The sequence below is a fragment of the Pseudomonas sp. Ors-4-3C genome, from assembly GCF_055755035.1.
Genome location: NZ_CM146900.1, coordinates 4,900,428 through 4,920,636, shown reverse-complemented (window position 1 = coordinate 4,920,636; position 20,209 = coordinate 4,900,428). Strand labels below are relative to the sequence as shown.

At 59.8% G+C, this 20,209-nt stretch carries 19 protein-coding genes; 6 read left to right on the top strand and 13 right to left on the bottom strand.

Going from position 1 to position 20,209, the window contains the following annotated elements:
- Nucleotides 1-432 precede the first annotated feature (432 nt).
- Nucleotides 433-648 (bottom strand): 30S ribosomal protein S21, encoded by a 216-nt coding sequence (gene rpsU / locus ACVHNU_RS22305; protein ID WP_002551877.1) that lies wholly within the window; start codon nucleotides 646-648, stop codon nucleotides 433-435.
- Nucleotides 649-847: 199 nt separating this feature from the next.
- Between rpsU and tsaD the strand changes: the two genes are divergently transcribed.
- The gene (tsaD, locus tag ACVHNU_RS22300) at nucleotides 848-1,873 is read left to right on the top strand and encodes a tRNA (adenosine(37)-N6)-threonylcarbamoyltransferase complex transferase subunit TsaD (protein WP_003228861.1); all 1,026 of its coding nucleotides are present in this window, start codon (nucleotides 848-850) and stop codon (nucleotides 1,871-1,873) included.
- A gap of 23 nt (nucleotides 1,874-1,896) precedes the next feature.
- Here the strand turns inward: tsaD and plsY are convergent, their stop codons facing one another.
- The gene (gene plsY / locus ACVHNU_RS22295; protein WP_103485902.1) at nucleotides 1,897-2,466 is read right to left on the bottom strand and encodes a glycerol-3-phosphate 1-O-acyltransferase PlsY; all 570 of its coding nucleotides are present in this window, start codon (nucleotides 2,464-2,466) and stop codon (nucleotides 1,897-1,899) included.
- Between the two features lie 74 nt (nucleotides 2,467-2,540).
- Here plsY and folB point away from each other — a divergent pair, with 74 nt between their 5' ends.
- Nucleotides 2,541-2,897: a dihydroneopterin aldolase gene (folB, locus tag ACVHNU_RS22290; RefSeq protein WP_003228857.1), complete on the top strand. Its 357-nt coding sequence runs from the start codon at nucleotides 2,541-2,543 to the stop codon at nucleotides 2,895-2,897.
- Nucleotides 2,888-3,406, top strand: coding sequence for a 2-amino-4-hydroxy-6-hydroxymethyldihydropteridine diphosphokinase (gene folK, locus ACVHNU_RS22285; RefSeq protein WP_103521082.1), 519 nt, complete (start codon nucleotides 2,888-2,890; stop codon nucleotides 3,404-3,406). The genes folB and folK overlap by 10 nt, the downstream gene beginning before the upstream one ends.
- Before the next feature lie 84 nt (nucleotides 3,407-3,490).
- Here the strand turns inward: folK and ACVHNU_RS22280 are convergent, their stop codons facing one another.
- The 11 genes from ACVHNU_RS22280 to ACVHNU_RS22230 all read right to left on the bottom strand — a co-directional run bounded on the left by ACVHNU_RS22280 (nucleotide 3,491) and on the right by ACVHNU_RS22230 (nucleotide 17,590).
- Nucleotides 3,491-4,720 (bottom strand): multifunctional CCA addition/repair protein, encoded by a 1,230-nt coding sequence (locus ACVHNU_RS22280; RefSeq protein WP_473018315.1) that lies wholly within the window; start codon nucleotides 4,718-4,720, stop codon nucleotides 3,491-3,493.
- A 64-nt stretch (nucleotides 4,721-4,784) separates the two neighbouring features.
- Nucleotides 4,785-6,347 carry a SpoVR family protein gene (locus ACVHNU_RS22275; RefSeq protein WP_003228850.1) on the bottom strand — a complete coding sequence of 521 codons (1,563 nt, stop codon included), beginning with the start codon at nucleotides 6,345-6,347 and terminating at the stop codon, nucleotides 4,785-4,787.
- On the bottom strand, nucleotides 6,344-7,615 hold the full coding sequence (locus ACVHNU_RS22270) for a YeaH/YhbH family protein (RefSeq protein WP_003228849.1): 1,272 nt from the start codon (nucleotides 7,613-7,615) through the stop codon (nucleotides 6,344-6,346). Before ACVHNU_RS22270 ends, ACVHNU_RS22275 begins: the two co-directional genes overlap by 4 nt.
- Nucleotides 7,616-7,736: 121 nt before the next feature.
- Nucleotides 7,737-9,659, bottom strand: coding sequence for a PrkA family serine protein kinase (locus ACVHNU_RS22265; RefSeq protein WP_003228848.1), 1,923 nt, complete (start codon nucleotides 9,657-9,659; stop codon nucleotides 7,737-7,739).
- Nucleotides 9,660-9,954: 295 nt separating this feature from the next.
- Nucleotides 9,955-10,284, bottom strand: coding sequence for a thiosulfate sulfurtransferase GlpE (gene glpE / locus ACVHNU_RS22260; RefSeq protein ID WP_003228847.1), 330 nt, complete (start codon nucleotides 10,282-10,284; stop codon nucleotides 9,955-9,957).
- A 33-nt stretch (nucleotides 10,285-10,317) separates the two neighbouring features.
- The gene (locus ACVHNU_RS22255) at nucleotides 10,318-11,199 is read right to left on the bottom strand and encodes a symmetrical bis(5'-nucleosyl)-tetraphosphatase (RefSeq protein ID WP_473018314.1); all 882 of its coding nucleotides are present in this window, start codon (nucleotides 11,197-11,199) and stop codon (nucleotides 10,318-10,320) included.
- Entirely contained in the window at nucleotides 11,199-11,579 is a 381-nt protein-coding gene (gene apaG / locus ACVHNU_RS22250) for a Co2+/Mg2+ efflux protein ApaG (protein WP_003228843.1), read from the bottom strand. Before apaG ends, ACVHNU_RS22255 begins: the two co-directional genes overlap by 1 nt.
- 114 nt (nucleotides 11,580-11,693) lie before the next feature.
- Nucleotides 11,694-12,512, bottom strand: a complete 819-nt coding sequence (gene rsmA, locus ACVHNU_RS22245) for a 16S rRNA (adenine(1518)-N(6)/adenine(1519)-N(6))-dimethyltransferase RsmA (protein WP_003228841.1) — start codon at nucleotides 12,510-12,512, stop codon at nucleotides 11,694-11,696.
- Complete coding sequence (gene pdxA / locus ACVHNU_RS22240; protein ID WP_473018313.1) at nucleotides 12,509-13,498, bottom strand: 4-hydroxythreonine-4-phosphate dehydrogenase PdxA; 990 nt, start codon at nucleotides 13,496-13,498, stop codon at nucleotides 12,509-12,511. The genes rsmA and pdxA overlap by 4 nt, the downstream gene beginning before the upstream one ends.
- The gene (surA, locus tag ACVHNU_RS22235; protein ID WP_003228836.1) at nucleotides 13,495-14,811 is read right to left on the bottom strand and encodes a peptidylprolyl isomerase SurA; all 1,317 of its coding nucleotides are present in this window, start codon (nucleotides 14,809-14,811) and stop codon (nucleotides 13,495-13,497) included. Before surA ends, pdxA begins: the two co-directional genes overlap by 4 nt.
- Nucleotides 14,792-17,590 (bottom strand): LPS-assembly protein LptD, encoded by a 2,799-nt coding sequence (locus tag ACVHNU_RS22230; protein ID WP_473018312.1) that lies wholly within the window; start codon nucleotides 17,588-17,590, stop codon nucleotides 14,792-14,794. The genes surA and ACVHNU_RS22230 overlap by 20 nt, the downstream gene beginning before the upstream one ends.
- A 130-nt stretch (nucleotides 17,591-17,720) precedes the next feature.
- Between ACVHNU_RS22230 and ACVHNU_RS22225 the strand changes: the two genes are divergently transcribed.
- Genes ACVHNU_RS22225 through ACVHNU_RS22215 form a run of 3 tightly spaced genes read left to right on the top strand, consistent with a single transcriptional unit; the run spans nucleotide 17,721 to nucleotide 20,177 of the window.
- Nucleotides 17,721-18,740 (top strand): aminoglycoside phosphotransferase family protein, encoded by a 1,020-nt coding sequence (locus tag ACVHNU_RS22225; RefSeq protein ID WP_262143352.1) that lies wholly within the window; start codon nucleotides 17,721-17,723, stop codon nucleotides 18,738-18,740.
- On the top strand, nucleotides 18,737-19,408 hold the full coding sequence (murU, locus tag ACVHNU_RS22220) for an N-acetylmuramate alpha-1-phosphate uridylyltransferase MurU (protein ID WP_103485895.1): 672 nt from the start codon (nucleotides 18,737-18,739) through the stop codon (nucleotides 19,406-19,408). Before ACVHNU_RS22225 ends, murU begins: the two co-directional genes overlap by 4 nt.
- Nucleotide 19,409: 1 nt before the next feature.
- Entirely contained in the window at nucleotides 19,410-20,177 is a 768-nt protein-coding gene (locus ACVHNU_RS22215; RefSeq protein ID WP_473018311.1) for a TerB family tellurite resistance protein, read from the top strand.
- Nucleotides 20,178-20,209 lie beyond the last annotated feature (32 nt).

Sequence of the window (20,209 nt, the reverse complement as noted above, 5' to 3'; positions counted from 1 at the left end):
CAGGTCTTGAGTGAGGCGCACAAAATGGGCGGCTCGACCGGTGTCGTTTGCGTGATCGCTGTCGGGAAGTGTATCTGCCGAAAATCCACTGACGTTAGTGCCTATCAGTCTTCGACTATTTGAAAGTGTTGCGCTGAATCCGCTGACGGCCGATAAATGGCCTCGGATAGCTCAATAAAACGGGCACGCATGCAGGTGCCTTGGGCTGATCGTCGTGAGAGGAATCAGTGGGTGTGCTCGTCAGTAGCCTTGAAAGGCTCGTCAGAAAAGACGTGCACCGCTGGCAAAAGAGCCAGGCCTGACGCGGTGAAGCAGTTTTGTCTCGATCGCATGTGCGGCTTCGACGGTGAAGCATCAAGCGTTTTACGCAAATGCCATTAGCCCGGCTGAGGGCCGGGCTTAGGCAAGAAGCTTGCTACGATCGTCTGTGTATTAGTACAGACGAACGGCGCGGCGCTGTTCGCGCTGAACTTTCTTGGCGTGACGCTTAACAGCGGCTGCTGCTTTGCGCTTACGCTCAGAAGTTGGCTTCTCGTAAAATTCGCGGCTACGAACTTCAGCCAGTACACCGGCTTTTTCGCAGGAGCGCTTGAAACGACGCAGAGCTACGTCGAAGGGTTCGTTCTCTTTAACTTTGACGGCTGGCATCCAGAGCTACCTTCATTCATTACCGGGGTCAACATCCTCGCGGCAAAAGAGCACTTGAAGACGTCGGTTTTTAAGGGTTGCGGATGTTAACCCCTCATCGCTCGGAATGCAAAGCCTCTGATCGAAAACCGCTAGTCGGGGCATCGCATGGCGACTATTATGCGCGCCTTCGAATTCAGCCTAAACAAGGCGCAAACCCATGCTAGTACTGGGATTAGAAACTTCCTGCGACGAAACCGGCGTCGCATTATACGACAGCGAACGCGGCCTGCTGGCCGACGCGCTGTTCAGTCAGATCGACCTGCACCGCGTTTATGGCGGTGTGGTGCCGGAGCTGGCCTCGCGTGACCACGTCAAACGCATGCTGCCCTTGATTCGTCAGGTGTTGGCCGAGGCTGACTGCGTGCCGACCGAGATCGACGCGATCGCTTACACCGCGGGGCCCGGCCTGGTCGGAGCGCTGCTGGTCGGTGCCTCATGCGCGCAGGCGCTGGCGTTTGCCTGGGGTATTCCGGCACTCGGAGTGCACCACATGGAAGGCCACTTGCTGGCGCCAATGCTGGAGCCAAAACCGCCGGAATTCCCGTTCGTCGCTTTGTTGGTTTCCGGTGGTCATACGCAGCTGGTTCAGGTCGATGGCATTGGCCAATACAGCCTGCTCGGCGAGACACTCGACGATGCTGCCGGCGAAGCGTTCGACAAGACTGCGAAAATGATGGGCCTCAATTATCCGGGCGGGCCGGAAATCGCCAAGCTGGCCGAGAAGGGCGCCGCAGGGCGTTTCACCTTCCCGCGTCCGATGTGTGATCGCCCGGGTCTGGATTTCAGCTTCAGCGGTCTGAAAACCTTTGCCCTCAACACCTGGCAGCAATGCGTCAGCGCCGGGGACGACAGCGAGCAAGCCCGTTGCGACATCGCGCTGGCGTTCCAGCAGGCCGTGGTGGAGACTTTGACCATCAAGTGCAAGCGCGCGCTGAAACATGCGGGCATGAAGCGTCTGGTGATCGCCGGCGGCGTCAGCGCCAACAAGGCGTTGCGCGCATCGCTGGAAAAGATGCTCGGCGACATGCAGGGCGAGGTGTTCTACGCCCGTCCCGAGTTCTGCACCGACAATGGCGCGATGATCGCGTTCGCCGGTTGTCAGCGTTTGCAGGCTGGTCAGCAGGAAAGTCTGGCGATCAGCGTGCAGGCGCGCTGGCCGATGGAGCAGTTGTCGGCGCTGTGATGGGCGGTGTGGCTGAGCGGTATTTAAAAATGCCGTTCGCGCCCGGCAAACAGGTCGCGTAGATTGCCGCGGTGGCGCCAGACGATCAGCAGTGTCAACGCGCTCATCGGCAGTAGCGCCTCCGGTTCTTGCCACGCAAGCAAGGGCAGGGTCAGGGGCGTGGCAATCAGCGCCGCCAGCGAGCTGGTGCGGGTCAGGTAGAACGTCAGCAGCCAGGCACACACCGCCAGCAGTGCGGCGGGCGGATACAGGCCCAGCAACATGCCGGCAGCCGTGGCGACGCCTTTGCCGCCGCGAAAACGGAAATACAGCGGGAACAGGTGACCGATCACGGCGCACACGCCGATCCAGGCCTGATCCTGCAGCGAAAGGCCTATGGCCGCTGCGATCAGCACCGGTACCAGGCCTTTGCACAGATCACCCAGCAGGGTCAGGATCGCCAGTTTGCGACCGGCCAGGCGCAGCATGTTGGTGGCGCCGGCATTACCCGAGCCACTCATTCGCGGATCCGGATTTCCGGTCAGGCGGCTGAGCAAAATGGCGAAGGACAGAGAGCCGAGCAGGTAGGCGAGGATCGCCACTAACCAAAACATGCTAACTATTCCGGGCGAGGACGCCCTGATTCTAACGGCGCATTGCGCCCTTGTCGTGCAGCGGAGAAAAGTGCTTGGACAGAGTGTTTATCGAGGGCCTGGAAGTTGACACCGTGATCGGTGCCTACGACTGGGAGCGCGGCATCCGACAGTGCTTGCGTCTTGATCTGAGCTTCGCCTGGGACAATCGCCCGGCGGCGGCCGGTGACGACCTGACCCTGGCGCTCGATTACGCCAGCGTTTCCACGCGCATCCAGGCCTTTGCCGAGCAATCCCAGTATCAACTGGTCGAGACCTTTGCCGAGCGTCTGGTCGAAGTGCTGATGGCTGAATTCAAGATCACCTGGGTTCGTCTGAAGCTGACCAAGCCTGGCGCCGTGCCGGCCGCCAAGGGTGGTGTGGGTGTGGAGATCGAGCGCGGATGTCGCTGACTCAGGTGTACCTCGGGCTCGGTAGCAATATCGAGCGCGAAACCCATTTGCGCGCCGGACTCGACGCATTGGCGACGTTTCTGGTGGATATCCGCTGTTCGGCGGTGTTCGAGAGTCAGCCGGTGGGGATCAAGAGCGGGCCGTTCTACAACTTCGTGGTTTCGGCGCTGACCGATCTGCCGTTGATGGAGCTGGATCGGCGCCTGAAATTCATCGAAGCCGATAACGGTCGCTATGCACCGGATCGCAAGGGGCTGCCGCTGGATATCGACGTGCTGTTATACGGCGATCTGACCGGTAACTTCGACGGCTTGATTCTGCCGCGTGCCGAAATCCTGAAAAACGCCTTTGTGCTGTGGCCGCTGTCGCTGATTGCGCCGGATCGGGTACATCCGGGTGTGGGAAAAAGCTTCGCGACGTTGTGGGCCGAGGCGCAGATTGATCAGGTGTTGGCGCCGGTGGCCTTTGAGTGGCGTGGGCAGCAGCTGACGTCTTCGGATTTGCGTTGAATTAACTGCCGCTTTCGCGAGCAAGCCCGCTCCCACATTTGCAATGCCTTGCCCTTGTGGGAGCGGGCTTGCTCGCGAAGCTTTTCAGGCTGACGCCTCGTCTTTGTAGGCTTTTAGCGCCTTCAGTCGTTCTCGCTTCAGCGCTTCGCCCAGTTCCGGGCCTTTGAATCCCTTCTCCAGCAACGGCTGCACCGCGACTTCCCGTGCAGCCTTGGCAGCGCCGCGCAGATAATCCGCCTGTGGGTAACTGCGTTGCTCCAGGCCCTTGCGTCCACGGGCATCCATCTCGCAGGCGACGATGAATTCCTCAAAACGCTGCGGGCGGCGATACACGTCAAAGCTCTGCAGCAGCTCCAGCAAGGTCGACGCCTTCAGCTCCAGGGCGCGGTGGCCATGGGTGTGGTACTCGCCGACTAGCAACGCCAGTTCCTGGCAGTCCTTCGGTGCCTTGAAGCGTTCGTTGACCGCTTTGATCAGCTTCAACCCGGTGTGTTCATGGGCGATATGTCGTGGCCACTCTTCTTCCGGCGTCAGGCCTTTGCCGAGGTCATGCAGCAGACAAGCCCAGCGTACCGTTAGCGGTTGTTCGTGCAGCGCTGATTGCTCCAGAACGCTGAGAGTGTGCAGGCCGGTGTCGATTTCCGGGTGATGCGCTTCCGGTTGCGGTACGCCAAAAAGCGCGTCGACTTCCGGCATCAATACTTTCAAGGCGCCACAGTCGCGCAGCACCTGGATGAATACCTGCGGCTGATCTTCCATCAGTGCGCGGGAGATTTCTTTCCAGCTGCGTTCGGCGGTCAGCGCCTGCAGTTCACCGGACTCACTGAGCTGGCGCATCAGTTCCAGTGTTTCTGGTGCGACAGTGAAGCCAAGACTGGCATATCGGGCAGCAAAGCGCGCAACGCGCAGCACACGGAGCGGATCTTCGGCGAATGCGGGGGAAACGTGGCGCAGGATGCGCGCTTCGAGATCGCGCTGGCCATGATACGGATCGGTCAGGTTTTGCAGGTCGTCCTCGGCGATCGCGTTGATCGTCAGATCACGGCGGATCAGGTCTTCTTCGAGGGTGACTTCGGGGCTGGCGTGAAAGGTGAAGCCGCCATAACCGCGACCGCTTTTGCGTTCGGTGCGGGCGAGGGCGTATTCCTCGCCGGTCTTGGGGTGAAGGAATACCGGAAAATCCGCTCCAACCGGGCGATAACCCTTGGCGAGCATCTCGTCTGCCGTGGCGCCGACCACCACCCAATCAATATCGGTTACCGGTAAGCCGAGCAAGCGATCGCGCACCGCACCGCCAACCTTGAAAATCTGCATAAAAAACCTCCGTTAGCCCGACAGGATAACCCTTGCGCCGGACTTTCGGAGGTCAGAGCCGCATCTAAAGATGAATCACGGCCAGGTCGAGCCGACCGTAATCGCCTTCGCTGTGTTCACTTCGCGGTGGTACATGGTGGGTTTTCATGATCTGGTCACCCTGCAGGGTTTCCAGATGAATGTCGAAGCCCCATAACCTGTGCAGATGTTTCAGTACCTCGTCGGTGGAGTCGCCCAAGGGTTTGCGGTCATGTTGCTGATGACGCAGGGTCAGCGAGCGGTCGCCGCGCCGGTCGATGCTGTAGATCTGCACGTTGGGCTCGCGGTTGCCGAGGTTGTACTGCGCAGCCAGGGTTTCGCGGATGATCCGGTAGCCGGTTTCGTCATGGATCGCCGGTACCAGCAAATCGTCCTTCTGATCGTCATCAAGGATGCTGAACAGCTTCAGATCGCGGATCACCTTCGGTGACAGGTATTGCAGGATGAAACTCTCATCCTTGAAGCTGCTCATGGCGAACTTGATGCTCGACAGCCAGTCGGAGCCGGCGATGTCCGGGAACCAGCGCCGGTCTTCCTCGGTGGGGTTTTCGCACATGCGGCGGATGTCGCGATACATCGCGAAACCCAGTGCGTAGGGGTTGATCCCGTTGTAGTAAGGACTGTCGAAGCCGGGCTGGAATACCACGCTGGTGTGCGAGGTAAGAAATTCCATCATGAACCCGTCGGTCACCAGGCCCTCGTCGTACAGGTCGTTCATCAGTGTGTAGTGCCAGAACGTCGCCCAGCCTTCGTTCATTACCTGAGTCTGGCGCTGTGGATAAAAATACTGGGCGATCTTGCGCACGATCCGCACGATCTCCCGTTGCCACGGCTCCAACAGCGGCGCGTGTTTCTCGATGAAGTACAGGATGTTTTCCTGTGGCTCGGCCGGGAAACGGGCGTTGTCCTTGTCGCTGTATTTGTCCGCGCCTTTGGGAATGGTTCGCCACAGATCGTTGATCTGCTTCTGCATGTGTTCTTCGCGATCCTTCTGCCGCCGGCGTTCTTCCTCGGCGGAAATCGGATACGGACGCTTGTAGCGGTCGACCCCGTAGTTCATCAGCGCATGGCAGGAGTCGAGCAGGTCCTCCACCGCGTCGATACCGTGGCGCTCTTCGCATTGCATGATGTACTGCTTGGCGAACACCAGGTAATCGATGATCGAGCTGGCGTCAGTCCAGGTGCGGAACAGGTAGTTGCCCTTGAAGAAACTGTTGTGCCCGTAGCACGCGTGAGCGACCACCAGCGCCTGCATGCAGATGGTGTTTTCCTCCATCAGGTAGGCGATGCACGGGTCCGAGTTGATCACGATTTCGTAGGCCAGCCCCATCTGGCCGCGGCTGTAGGATTTCTCGGTGCTGAGGAAGTGTTTGCCGTAGGACCAGTGGTGATAGCCCAGTGGCATGCCGACCGAGGCATAGGCATCCATCATCTGCTCGGCGGTGATCACTTCGATCTGGTTGGGATAGGTATCCAGCGCGTAGCCGGCCGCAATCCGGGCGATTTCGCGGTCGTAGGCCTGGATCAGCTCGAACGTCCATTCGGAGCCGGTGGAGATGGGTTGGCGTTTCTGCTCTTTGGCGGTCATGTCACTAACCTGCGCTGGAAGAGTTCACGGAAGACGGGATAGATATCCCCGGCCGAGACCAGCTGCTGCTGGGCAAACGTGTCGGAAAAGGCTTCGGCAATGCGTTCGTATTCGTACCAGAGGGCCTGGTGCTCGCGCGGGGTGATCTCCACATAAGTGTAGTACTGCACAAACGGCATGATCTGGTTGATCAGGATGTCGCGGCAGATCGGCGAGTCATCGTTCCAGTTGTCGCCGTCGGAAGCCTGCGCGGCATAGATGTTCCATTCGTTGCTCGGGTAACGCTCGGCCATGATCTCCTGCATCAGCTTCAGCGCGCTGGAGACGATGGTGCCGCCGGTTTCCCGTGAATAGAAGAACTCTTCCTCGTCCACTTCCCGGGCGCTGGTGTGGTGGCGGATGAACACGACGTCGATCTTGTCGTAATTCCGCTTGAGGAACAGGTACAGCAGGATGAAAAAGCGTTTGGCGATGTCTTTGGTCGCCTGGGTCATCGAGCCGGAAACGTCCATCAGGCAGAACATCACCGCTTTCGAGCTGGGGTTGGGTTGCTTGATCAGCAGGTTGTACTTGAGGTCGAAGGTGTCGAGAAACGGCACGCGATGAATGCGCGCGCTGAGTTTTTCGATTTCCGCTTCGAGTTCCTGAATATCGCCGAAGTTATCCGGCTCTTCGCGCTTTAATCGCGCCAGTTCCTCTTTGGCCTCGCGCAGTTTGGCACGGCTGCTGCCGGACAGCGCAATGCGCCTGGCGTGAGCCGAGCGCAGGGTGCGGATGATGTTGATCCGCGACGGGTTACCCTCGTTGCTGATCCCGGCGCGCACAGTCTTGAACGTGTCGGTACCACTGAGGTTGCGTTTCACCAGATTCGGCAGTTCGAGGTCTTCGAACATGAATTCGAGGAATTCTTCCTGGGTGATCTGAAAGACGAACTCGTCCATGCCCTCGCCGGAATTGCCGGCCTTGCCCGGACCGCGTCCGCCGCCACCCCCCGGTGGACGGGCGATATGTTCGCCGGCAGTGAATTCCTTGTTGCCGGGATGAACCACGGTCTGCTTGCCGCCGCGACCGTGGTGAAGCACCGGTTCGTCGATGTCGCGACCGGGAATGCTGATCTGTTCGCCGTGTTCCATATCGGTGATGGAACGCCGGCTGACCGCCTCTTCGACAGCCTTCTTGATGTGATCACGGTAACGCCGCAGGAAGCGCTGGCGATTCACCGTGCTCTTGTTCTTGCCATTGAGACGTCGGTCGATCACATAACTCATAGGAAGCCCTCCGGGCAGCTTCAAGTTGTGAGCTTCAAGCTGCAAGTAAAAGCAGGTTCCCGGGCATCTGTGGGTTACGCGCTTTGTTCTTGCAGCTGATAGCTAGAAGCTTGCAACTGCTTCACTGCGACTTCCGGACCCGCAGGTACCACTCGGACAGCAGTCGTACCTGTTTGTCGGTGTAGCCGCGTTCGACCATTCGAGTAACGAAGTCGTTGTGTTTCTGTTGATCCTCTTTGCTGGCCTTGGCATTGAAGCTGATGACTGGCAGCAGGTCTTCGGTGTTCGAGAACATTTTCTTCTCGATGACCACCCGCAGTTTTTCGTAGCTGAGCCAGGTCGGGTTCTTGCCGTTGTTGTTGGCTCGGGCGCGCAATACGAAGTTGACGATTTCGTTGCGGAAATCCTTCGGATTGCTGATGCCGGCCGGTTTCTCGATTTTCTCCAGTTCTTCGTTCAGGGCGACACGGTTGAGAATCTCGCCGGTTTCCGGGTCACGGTATTCCTGATCCTGAATCCAGAAGTCCGCATATAGCACGTAGCGGTCGAAGATGTTTTGCCCGTATTCGCTGTAAGACTCCAGGTACGCGGTCTGGATCTCCTTGCCGATGAATTCGATATAACGCGGCGCCAGGTATTCCTTGAGGTAGCGCAGGTAGCGTTCGCGGGTCTCGGCCTGGAACTGTTCCTGTTCGATCTGCTGTTCCAGCACATACAGCAGGTGCACCGGGTTGGCGGCGATTTCATGCGGATCGAAGTTGAACACCTTGGACAGGATCTTGAACGCGAAGCGGGTCGAAAGACCGTTCATACCCTCGTCGACGCCCGCCGAGTCGCGGTACTCCTGAATCGACTTGGCCTTTGGATCGGTGTCCTTGAGGTTTTCCCCGTCGTAGACGCGCATCTTCGAATAGATGTTGGAGTTTTCCGGCTCCTTGAGGCGCGACAGCACGGTGAACTGCGCCAGCATCTTCAGGGTGTCGGGTGCGCAGTGGGCCTTCGCCAGCGAACTGTTGAACAGCAACTTGTCGTAGATTTTCACCTCGTCGCTGACCCGCAGGCAGTACGGCACTTTGACGATGTAGATCCGGTCGATGAAGGCTTCGTTGTTCTTGTTGTTGCGGAAGGTGTGCCACTCCGATTCGTTGGAGTGCGCAAGCAGGATCCCGGTGAACGGAATCGCGCCGAGGCCTTCGGTACTGTTGTAGTTGCCTTCCTGGGTGGCGGTCAGCAAAGGGTGCAGCACCTTGATCGGTGCCTTGAACATTTCGACGAATTCCATCAGGCCCTGGTTGGCCCGGCACAGCGCACCGGAGTAGCTGTAGGCGTCGGCGTCGTTCTGTGGGTACTCCTCGAGTTTGCGAATGTCGACCTTACCGACCAGCGCCGAGATGTCCTGGTTGTTCTCGTCGCCCGGTTCGGTCTTGGCCACGGCGATCTGATTGAGGATCGACGGGTACAACTTGACCACGCGGAACTGGCTGATGTCGCCGCCAAATTCGGCCAGGCGTTTGGTCGCCCAGGGCGACATGATGGTGTTCAGGTAGCGCCGTGGGATGCCGAAGTCTTCCTCGAGGATCGCGCCATCTTCGGTGGCGTTGAACAGACCCAGGGGCGATTCGAATACCGGCGAACCCTTGATCGCGTAGAAGGGCACCTTTTCCATCAGCTGTTTCAGCTTCTCGGCCAGGGACGATTTACCGCCACCGACGGGGCCGAGCAGGTAGAGGATCTGTTTCTTCTCTTCCAGACCTTGGGCGGCATGGCGGAAATACGAGACGATCTGGTCGATGCATTCTTCCATCCCGTGGAAGTCTTCAAAGGCCGGATAGCGACGGATCACCTTGTTGGAGAAGATGCGCGACAGCCTCGAATTGGTCGATGTGTCGAGCAGTTCCGGTTCGCCGATGGCCATCAATAGACGCTCGGCTGCGGAAACGTAGGCGCTCCGGTCTTTCTTGCACAGCTCCAGGTACTCTTGCAGCGAGAGTTCTTCCTGGCGTGTGGACTCGAAGCGTTGTTGGAAGTGGCTAAAGATACTCATGACGTCACCTCGCTCGATACGTGGAGCCGACGCCGGATCACTCAGTCGATGCTGGCAAGCAGCCGCTGTGGCCACTTGTTTACCCCCCAGAACACTTTCGCGGTCGACAACCTTGAAAGTCACTCCCGATGACCCGTGCGCCGGTGTACCGGCTCTCCCCTGTTTTGGATGGCCTGGGCTTAAGGATAGTTGGGAATTCGGGAGGTAAAGGGGAGATACGTAATTAGTTGTGGCAGACCGTTCGTCTGCCCCGCGCAGGCCCACGGCAGCCGGGGCCTGCGCGGGACAAAAAAAATTATTCGGGCGTGCCTTGCGCGGTTTCTGCAGGATAAGTCGTACGCCACAACTCGAAACCGCCGTCCATGCTGTAGACGTCGGAGAAGCCCTGACTGATCAGGTACGCGGCGGCACCCTGGCTGGAATTGCCGTGATAGCAAACGACGACAGTCGGTGCATCAAGGTCGGCGCCCTGGATAAAAGCGTGCAAGGAATGGTTGTCCAAATGCTTCGAGCCACTGATATGCAGTGCGGCAAAGGTGGCGGGATCACGGACATCAACCACGACGGCGCCTTGTTCACGCAGGGCCTGGGCCTGTTCCGGGGGGATTCGTTTGAATTCGCTCATGGCGGGTTCCTGTTGCTCGGCAGAATGCGCAGTCTAACGCGGCGCGCTGACTGGCGACGTTTCGGGGTTAAGTGGTGCGACTGATGGTGCAAGGCCGCCGTGTTCATCGCACTTGCAGGACACGCGTTCGCCGCTGTCGACGTTCATCAGGGTCAGGCTGCCGCCCCAGACACAACCGGTGTCCAGTGCCGAGATGCCCGGTTCGTGGACATCGCCTTCCAGCGCAGCCCAGTGACCGAAGATGATCCGCAGGCCGCGGGTCTTGCGCTCCTTGTGCTGGAACCACGGTTTGTAGCCGGGCGGGGCGGTATCGAGGCCTTCCTTGCTCTTGAGGTCGAGCTTGCCCTCGGCGGTGCAGAAGCGCATGCGGGTGAAATAGTTGGTGATGACGCGCAGGCGGGTCACGCCCGTGAGCTCGCTGTCCCATTTCGCCGGCTCATTGCCGTACATGCCGTCCAGGTAAAGCGGAAACAGGTTGTCGTCACGCAATGCCGCTTCGGCCTCGGCCGCGTACTTCAGGGCCTTGCGCAAGGACCACTGCGGAGGGATGCCCGCATGCACCATGGCCACTTCACGTTGCTCGTCGTAGTGCATGAGCTTTTGCTGGCGCAGCCACTCGAGCAGATCGGCCGCGTCGGGGGCTTCAATGATCTCGCGCAGGGTATCGGACTTCTTCAGGCGCTCAATGTTGTTGGCCGCAGCGAGCAGGTGCAGGTCATGGTTACCCAGTACGCAAACCAGCGAGTCGCGCATGCCGTAGAGAAAACGCAGGGTCTCCAGCGATTGCGGGCCGCGGTTGACCAGGTCGCCGACCAGCCACAGCCGATCGAGCTTCGGGTCGAAAGCCACTTGCTTGAGCAGACATTTGAGCGGTTCGAGGCAGCCTTGCAGGTCGCCGACGGCGTACGTCGTCATCAGTGCAAGGCTCCGGGTACGGCGAGGCGGAAAGGCTTGATGATCGCGTCGAAATGCTTGCCGTCGTCGGCGACCATTTCATAAGAGCCCTGCATGGTGCCGACCTTGGTGGTCATCACTGTGCCGCTGCTGTAAGTGTGGCTCTTGCCTGTGTCGATCAGCGGTTGCTGGCCGACGACACCGGCGCCGCGCACTTCTTCGACATGCCCGTCACCGTCGGTGATCACCCAATGCCGCGACAACAGTTTGGCCGGGAGCGCGCCATTGTTTTGCACGGTGATGGTGTAGGCGAAGGCGAAGCGGTTGTGCTCGGGTTGCGATTGGTCTGCCAGATAGTGGGTGACGACACTGACATCGACCTGATAGCGAGAATCGGACATGCAAAAGGGCCTTAAGCAAAGCGGAACGCGAGGCGTAGCTGATGGGGAATCAGTCTAGGCAAGTATCGGGCAGTAAACCAGAGTGGCGTCCTGCCCGATAGCGTTCATCGCCGGTCAGTCGGCGGCGGGGGCTTGCGGGGCTTGTTCGCTGAGCTTGTCGGCCAGGCGCACGAATGCGGCCAGGTCCAGTTGCTCGGGGCGCAGGCTGCCATCGACGCCGGCGGCTTCGATCTCGGCAGCGGTCATCAATTGCTTGAGGGTGTTGCGCAGGGTCTTGCGGCGCTGGTTGAACGCTTCGCGTACCACGCGCTCGAGCAGGCGATGATCCTTGGCCGGGTGCGGCAATACGGCGTGCGGCACCAGACGGACGATGGCCGAGTCGACCTTCGGCGGCGGGTTGAACGCGCCCGGGCCGACGTTGAACAGGTGTTCCACGCGGCAATGGTACTGAACCATGATCGACAGACGACCCCAGTCGCCACCACCGGGGCCCGCGGCCAGGCGCTCGACCACTTCCTTCTGCAGCATGAAGTGCATGTCGCGAATGATGCCGGCGTTATTCAGCAGGTGGAAAATCAGCGGCGTGGAGATGTTATACGGCAGGTTGCCGACCACGCGCAGGCTGTTCGGCGCGGCGTTCAGTGTATTGAAGTCGAACTTCAGCGCATCGCCCTGATGCAGGTTGAAGTTGCTCTTGCCGGCGAACTGCTGGTTGAGGATCGGGATCAGGTCCTTGTCCAGTTCCACCACGTCGAGTTGCGCGCCGGAGTTGAGCAGGCCAGCCGTCAGTGCGCCCTGGCCCGGGCCGATTTCCAGCATGCGGTCGCCGGATTTGGCGCTGATGGAGCGCAGGATGCGGTCGATGACGCCGGCATCGTGCAGGAAGTTCTGGCCAAAGCGTTTGCGCGCCTTGTGTTGGTATTGCTCGGTCATAAACGGGTCTCGGCCATCTGGTAGGCGGTTTCCAGGGCGACCTGCAGGCTGCCGGTGTCGATCTTGCCGCTGCCGGCCAGATCCAGGGCGGTGCCGTGGTCGACCGAGGTGCGGATGATCGGCAGGCCAAGGGTAATGTTGACCGCGGCGCCGAAGCCTTTGTACTTCAGCACGGGCAGGCCCTGGTCGTGGTACATCGCCAGCACTGCATCGCAGTGCTCCAGATATTTGGGGGTAAACAGAGTGTCGGCAGGCAGCGGGCCACGAAGGTCCATGCCCTCGCCGCGCAGGCGCTCTAATGTAGGTTCGATGATGTCGATTTCTTCATGGCCCAGGTGTCCGCCTTCACCGGCGTGCGGGTTGAGTCCGCAGACCAGGATGCGTGGCTGGGCGATGCCGAATTTGTCTTGCAGGTCGGCGTGCAGAATCCGTGTGACCCGCTCCAGCCGATCAGGGGTGATTGCATCGGCAATCTCGCGCAGCGGCAGGTGAGTGGTGACCAGCGCCACGCGCAAACCGCGGGTGGCGAGCATCATCACCACTTGTGCGGTATGGGTCAGGTCGGCGAGGAATTCCGTATGCCCGGAGAACGGGATGCCTGATTCGTTGATCACGCCTTTGTGTACCGGAGCGGTGATCATCCCGGCGAAATCGCCGTTCAGACAGCCGTTGCCGGCGCGGGTCAGGGTTTCCAGAACGAATGCGGCGTTAGTCTTGTCCAGTTGCCCGGCAACCACGGGGGCGCTGAGCGGGGTATCCCAGACGTACAGGCTGCCGGCGGGTGCCGGTACATCCGGCCAGTGATCTGGCGCCACCTCCAGCAAAGTGACGGCCAGCCCCAGCTGCGCGGCCCGCTCGAGGAGCAGGTCGCGGCTGGTGATGGCAATCAGGGGGTGTGGCTGGGCTTGCGAGGCGAGCAGCAGGCACAGGTCGGGACCGATGCCGGCTGGTTCGCCGGGTGTCAGCGCGAAACGCTTGGGTTTCACTGCGCTGCCTGGTCTGCACCAGGGAGTTTGATTTCTACGTAGGCTTCTTCACGAATCTGACGCAGCCAGTTTTGCAGCTCTTCATCGTATTTTTTGTTACGCAGAACGGTCATTGCCTGTTGCTCGCGGGCCTGCTCGGTGCTGTCGGTGGCGCGGCGGCCAAGGACTTCCAGAACGTGCCAGCCGTACTGAGTCTGGAACGGCTTGGACAGCTGACCTTGTGGGGTCTTGGCCATCACTTCGCGGAATTCCGGTACCAGTGCGTTCGGGTCGATCCAGTTCAAGTCACCGCCGTTGAGCGCCGAACCCGGGTCTTCGGAGTAGTTCTTCGCCAGTTCAGCGAAGTCTTCACCCGCCAGGATGCGCTCGTACAGCGACTGCACCAGCGCTTTGGTCTTGGCTTCGTCGCGGATCGGGCTTGGCTTGACCAGAATGTGGCGCACATGCACCTCATCACGCATCTGGGTTTCACCGCCACGCTTGCCGAGCACTTTCAGGATGATGAATCCACCTGGTGTGCGTGCCGGTTGGGTGATATCACCCACCGCCATGTTGCTCAGCTCGCGATCGAACGGAGGTGGCAGTTGAGCGGCTTTACGCCAGCCCATGTCGCCGCCTTCCAGAGCGTTGTCGCTGCCGGACTTGGCAACGGCCAGTTGACCGAAGTCAGCGCCTTGCTTGAGTTGCTGGTAAACGTCCATGGCCTGACGGTAAGCGCTCTGAATCGCTTCAGAGTTGGCACTTTCCGGCGTTGGAATCAGGATGTTCGCCAGGTGCAGCTCCTCGGACAGTTGCATCTTGCCCAGGTCGGAGGCGAGGAAGTTCTTCACTTCCTGCTCGGAGACCTGGATGCGTTCTGCCACGCGGCGCTGACGCACACGGCTGATGATCATTTCGCGCTTGATCTGGTCACGGGCGTCGTCGTAGGACAAGCCGTCGTGAGCCAGAGCAGCGCGGAATTGATCCACGGTCATGTTGTTGCGCTGAGCGATAGTGCCGACCGCCTGGTTCAGCTCTTCATCGGTAATGCGGATGCCGGAGCGTTCGCCGATCTGCAATTGCAGGTTTTCGACGATCAGACGCTCGAGCACCTGCTGATCCAGCACGCCGGGAGGCGGCATGCCGCCCCCGCGCTTGGCGATGGTCTGCTGAACTTCGTGGACACGCTGGTCCAGTTGGCTCTGCATGACCACGTCGTTATCAACGATCGCGACCACTTTATCGATGGACTGTACTGCGGCGTTCGCCGCAGTACCCAGGAACAGCGCGCCCAGCAGCAGCGGGCGCAGACAATCAGAAAGCTTGGTCTTCACGTTGACGATAACCTTGGATGCCTTTGTCGAGGAAGGTTTCAGTCTTGGCGCCGGTAAGGCCGCCGAGTCCCTTCAGAACAATTTGGAGGAAGACGCCGTGGTCGCCTTTTTCGTTTTGCGGAGCTTCCTGACTGAATTCGTCGTAGGAAACCCAGTAACGGTTGATCAGGCGAAGTTTCCAGCAGCAGTTGTCGTACTCGAAACCACCGAAGGCTTCCAGCGTACGGTTGCGGTTGTAGTCGTACTGCCAGCGGCTGATTGCGCTCCATTGTGGAACGATCGGCCAGATGACCGAGAAGTCATGCTGCTGGATTTTGTAGTAGTCCTTCACGTAGCCAGGCTGCCCCGGGGTGCCGTAATCGCCACCGCCCACCGACCACTTACCGGTGGTCTGGTCGTAGCGAACCTGGTCGTTACGATAGCGATAGCCGACGTTGACGACCTTGTTCGGGTTGTCCTCAGGCTGGTAATGGAACATCGCACTGCCGGAGCGTGGGCTGCGGCTGTCCGGGTCCCAGTTGTAGTCGGCAGTGGTGCGCCAGTCGCGGTTCCAGCGGTATTCGTATTCCAGTGCGTATGGCGATACGTCGGACTGGGCATCTTTGCGATCCTTGAACGCGATGCCTGGCAGTTGTACTTCACGATCCTTGAAGTAGTAAGCCTGGCCGACGCTGATGCGCTGACGCTCGAAACCGTTGTCTTCGATCCAGCGGCTGGTCACACCCAACGACAGCTTGTTCTCGTCGCCGACGCGGTCGGAGCCGGAGAAGCGGTTGTCGCGGAACAACGACGCGTAGTTGAAGGTGTATTCACTGGTGTCGAATACTGGAATGTCTTCCTGATCAACCTTGGGTACATAGAGGTAGAACAGACGCGGTTCCAGGGTCTGGCGATAGTTCGTGCCGAAGTACGACGTGTTGCGGTCGAAGTACAGGCCGCTGTCGACGCTGGCGATTGGTACGCCACGGTTCTGGTTGCTGTCGAACTTGCCATTGAGCTTCTGGTTTTCCGGCGACATTGCAGCAATCTGCGATTTGCCAGTGCCGTCCAGATCCAGTTGGTACTGGGTGTACTGGTACTTGAGCGACGGCTTCAGGAAACCGTAGGTCCAGTTCATCGGCAGGCTGACGCCAGGCTTCAGGTTCAGACGGTCGCCGTTGGCACGCGCCAGGCCCTGTACGTTGGTGTCCAGGCGCGGCGTAACGGTGCCATCTTCATCCGTGAAGTTGCCGTTTTGCAGGTCACGATCGAACCGGACAATTTCGGTCTCATAATCGAAATTCAGACCTTCCGGGTGATACGGCAGCTGACCATTGAAGGTGATCTGCGGCAGACGGCCGTAAGGCGTGATGTTCGAAACGGTTGCCAACTGGTACTGCTGCGCATTCAGGCGAGCGGTGTAGCTGTCGCCGCGGTAGGTCACCGAACCCTGCTGGTTCACATAGTCAGAGCTCTTCACACCGATCTGATCGGTGGTCAGATCCTGGAAGTAATACGGATCGCTGATCTTGGTGTAGTCAACCTGGGTGAACACACGGGAGTCAAGACCACCCTTGTGCTGCCAGTTGTACATGTAGCGATTTTTTTCGTAATCAGACTGTTTGCTGCGATCGGTATCTTCGTCGTTCAGATACGCCGCACCGAACTGGCCTTCGCTGGACTTGGTCAGGTAGCGGAACTCGCCTTCGACCAGCATGCCGCGCTTGCTCATGTAACGCGGGTACAACGTGGCATCGTAGTTCGGTGCCAGGTTGAAGTAGTACGGGGTGACCAGCATGAAGCCGGTGTCGCTGCCGGTGCCGATGGTCGGCGGCAGGAAGCCCGACTGACGACGGTCATCGATCGGGAAGTAGATGTACGGCGTGTACAGGATCGGAATGTCCTTGACCCGCAGTGTCACGTTGGTCGCGGTACCGAAGCCGGTGGCAGGGTTCAGGGTGATGTTGTTGCCCTTGAGCTGCCAGGCGTTGCTGTTCGGTTCGCACGTGGTGTACGTGCCGTCCTTCAAGCGGATGATCGCGTTTTCGGCACGCTTGGCGTACAGCGCGTTACCGCGGATGCGCGATTTGTGCAGCACGTATTCGGCGTTGTCGACCTTGGCTTCACCGGTATCGAGCTGCACATCGGCGTGGTCGCCGACGATCAGTGCACCGTTGTCGCGAATGCGCACGTCGCCGTTGAGTTCGGCGCGGCTCTCGGCCTGGTACAGGCTGGCCTCGTCGGACTCGACCTGCATGCTGCCCTGACGCAGGACCACGTCGCCGGCCAGCGTACCCACCTGATCTTCGGTGTTGTAGCGCGAGGCTTTGGCGCCGATAAAGGTCGGTGCGTCACTTTTATTCGTCTTGTCATTCATGCCAGGACGAATCGGTTCGATATAGGAACCAGAGCAGTAAGGACCGGTCTCGGCCAATTGGGCGGCGGTGAGCTTCTCGCGCGGAACCCAGTCGAGGTGACTGTAGTCTTCGCTACGGGATTTCAGGCCGCGACCTTTGGCTTCGGTGACCAGCACAGGCTTGGCGCCGGTGTCGGAAGTGGAACCGTTCTGGGCCGGGGCTTCGCCAGCGGCGCTGACGGCACTGCCGTCATGCACCGGACGCGGCGGCAATGCAGCTGCCGGCGTCTTGGGCGCACAAGCCCAGCCACCCGTTGCCGAGACGGCGCAGTCATACTGCTCGGCGGCGACAACGAATTGACTGGCCAGAGGTTGCATAGCCAGCAGACTGCCGGTTACCAACAACGGAAATTTTTTACGAAACGCGGGGGATTTCAATGCCATCTTATTAGTCCGGGCTTCCTGCGTGCCATCTGCCCGCGGTGTGGGCCGCACGCCTCTCGATGGTCTGAAAAAGATGCTGGATAATAAAGCATGACCCGCTTGACGGCTAGCGCCGTCGGAGACCCTTGCAATGCCTGACCAAGATGTACGCTTGCAACACCTGAAAGTTTGGCTCGATGAACAGTTGGCAATCCTTTTTGCAGATCAGGGCTGGGGCGCCGTACCCCCGGCCACGTTGACCGCGGCCAGCAGCGACGCGAGTTTCCGGCGGTATTTCCGCTGGGAAGGAGCGGGCCGCAGCTTCGTCGTGATGGATGCTCCGCCACCCCAGGAAAACTGCAAACCGTTCGTGGATATCGCCTTTTTACTGGCGAAATCCGGAATTAATGTGCCGAAAATTTATGCAGAAGACCTCGAACGCGGATTTCTTTTGCTCAATGACCTGGGCAACAAGACCTATCTCGACGTAATCGACAGCGAAAATGCTGACGTTTTGTTCAGCGATGCGCTGCAATCTCTGCTGGCTTTTCAGCAATTGCCGATGGTCGCACCACTGCCGAGTTACGACGTGGCACTGCTGCGCCGCGAACTGGAACTGTTCCCCGAGTGGTACGTGAAGCGCGAACTCGGCATCGAGTTTGATGCAGCACAGCAGCAACAGTGGCAAGCCGTCAGCGATCTGCTGATCGACAGCGCTCTGGCCCAGCCGAAAGTGTTGGTGCACCGCGACTACATGCCGCGCAATCTGATGCTCAGCGCGCCGAATCCCGGTGTGCTCGACTTTCAGGACGCGGTCTACGGCCCGGTCACCTACGACGTCACCTGCCTGTTCAAGGACGCCTTCCTCAGTTGGCCTGAAGAGCGTGTGCGTGGCTGGCTGGAAAGTTACTGGCAGCAAGCCGCTGCGCTGAACATCCCGGTGCAGGCCGATTTCGAAGACTTCCTGCGCGCCAGCGACCTGATGGGCGTACAGCGTCACCTGAAAGTCATCGGCATCTTCGCCCGCATCTGCCATCGCGATGGCAAGCCGCGCTATCTGGCCGACGTGCCGCGTTTCTTCGCCTATATAGAAGCGGTGATCGCTCGTCGTCCTGAACTGGCGGATCTGCAGGCGTTGCTCGCCAGTCTGCGTGGCGGAGTGACTGCATGAAGGCCATGATTCTGGCGGCAGGCAAGGGCGAGCGCATGCGCCCGCTGACCCTGACCACCCCCAAACCGCTGGTGCGTGCCGGCGGCGTACCGTTGATCGAATATCACCTGCGCGCGCTGGCAGCGGCCGGTTTCAGCGAGATCGTGATCAACCATGCCTGGCTCGGTCAGCAGATCGAGGATTATCTGGGCGACGGTTCGCAGTTCGGCGTGAGCATCCAGTACTCGCCGGAAGGTGAGCCGCTGGAAACCGGCGGCGGGATTTTCCGCGCCTTGCCATTGCTCGGTGACGACGCGTTCCTGGTGGTCAACGGTGACATCTGGACCGATTACGACTTCAGCGTGCTGCATCAACCGATCAATGGTCTGGCGCATCTCGTACTGGCGGACAACCCGGCCCATCATCCGACGGGCGATTTCACCCTGTCTGATGGTCGGGTGAGCGATGGTCAGCCCGGTGCGCAAACCCTGACCTACAGCGGCATTGCCGTGCTCCATCCGCAGTTGTTCGATGGCTGCGCCGACGGCGCATTCAAGCTCGCACCATTGCTGCGCAAAGCCATGGCCGATGGACAGGTCACGGGCGAGCGTCTGAAAGGCCATTGGGTGGATGTCGGTACGCATGAGCGTCTGGCCGAAGCTGAAGCATTGATAGAAGCGAGTCGTTGATATGTTGTGGCCAGGGACTCTGATTGGAGCCGGAGCAGGTTTTGCGATCGCCAGCATTCCGGGGGCCATGCTTGGGGCATTGTTGGGACAGGCGCTGGATCGGCGTCTGCACTTGCAGAGCTGGGGGCACTTGCGGGAAAAACTCGGCGGCCGGCCGATGTTGCGCAACGACGAATTGCTGTTCGTGTTGCTCGGGCGTCTGGCCAAGAGTGACGGGCGGGTGACGGACGGTCATATCCAGCAGGCGCGCAATGAAATGAACGCCCTGGAAATGAGCGAACCGGCGCGGCGGCGGGCGATTGCCGCGTTCAATCGCGGCAAGTCCGGCGGCGACCGCCTGCGCGGTTATCTGCGACGCCTGAGTGCTCAGCCGCATGCTGCCGAAGGCGTGTTGCGCGCGTGCTGGCGGATGGTCTGGGCCGACGGTCGCGCGGGCGTCAGTGAGCGTGAATTATTGGCGCAGTGGGGCAAGTGGCTGGGGTGGACAACGCACCAGATCCAGGCGCTGGCCAATGATTACGAGCCGAACAAACGGCCGATTGTCAGTGCGGCGATGAGTTATCAGGAAGCGATGCGCCTGCTCGGCGTGTCGGCGACCAGCGAGCCGGCGCAGATCAAGCGCGCCTATCGACGACTGCTCAGCCGTCATCACCCGGACAAGATCGCCGGCAGCGGCGCAACGTCGGAGCAGGTGCGTGACGCGACCGAGAAAACCCGCGAGCTGCACAACGCGTTTACGTTGATTCGGGCGCGACGGGATTTTCGCTGATCGTTAGAAGTTAGTTGTTGATGAGGGCCTCT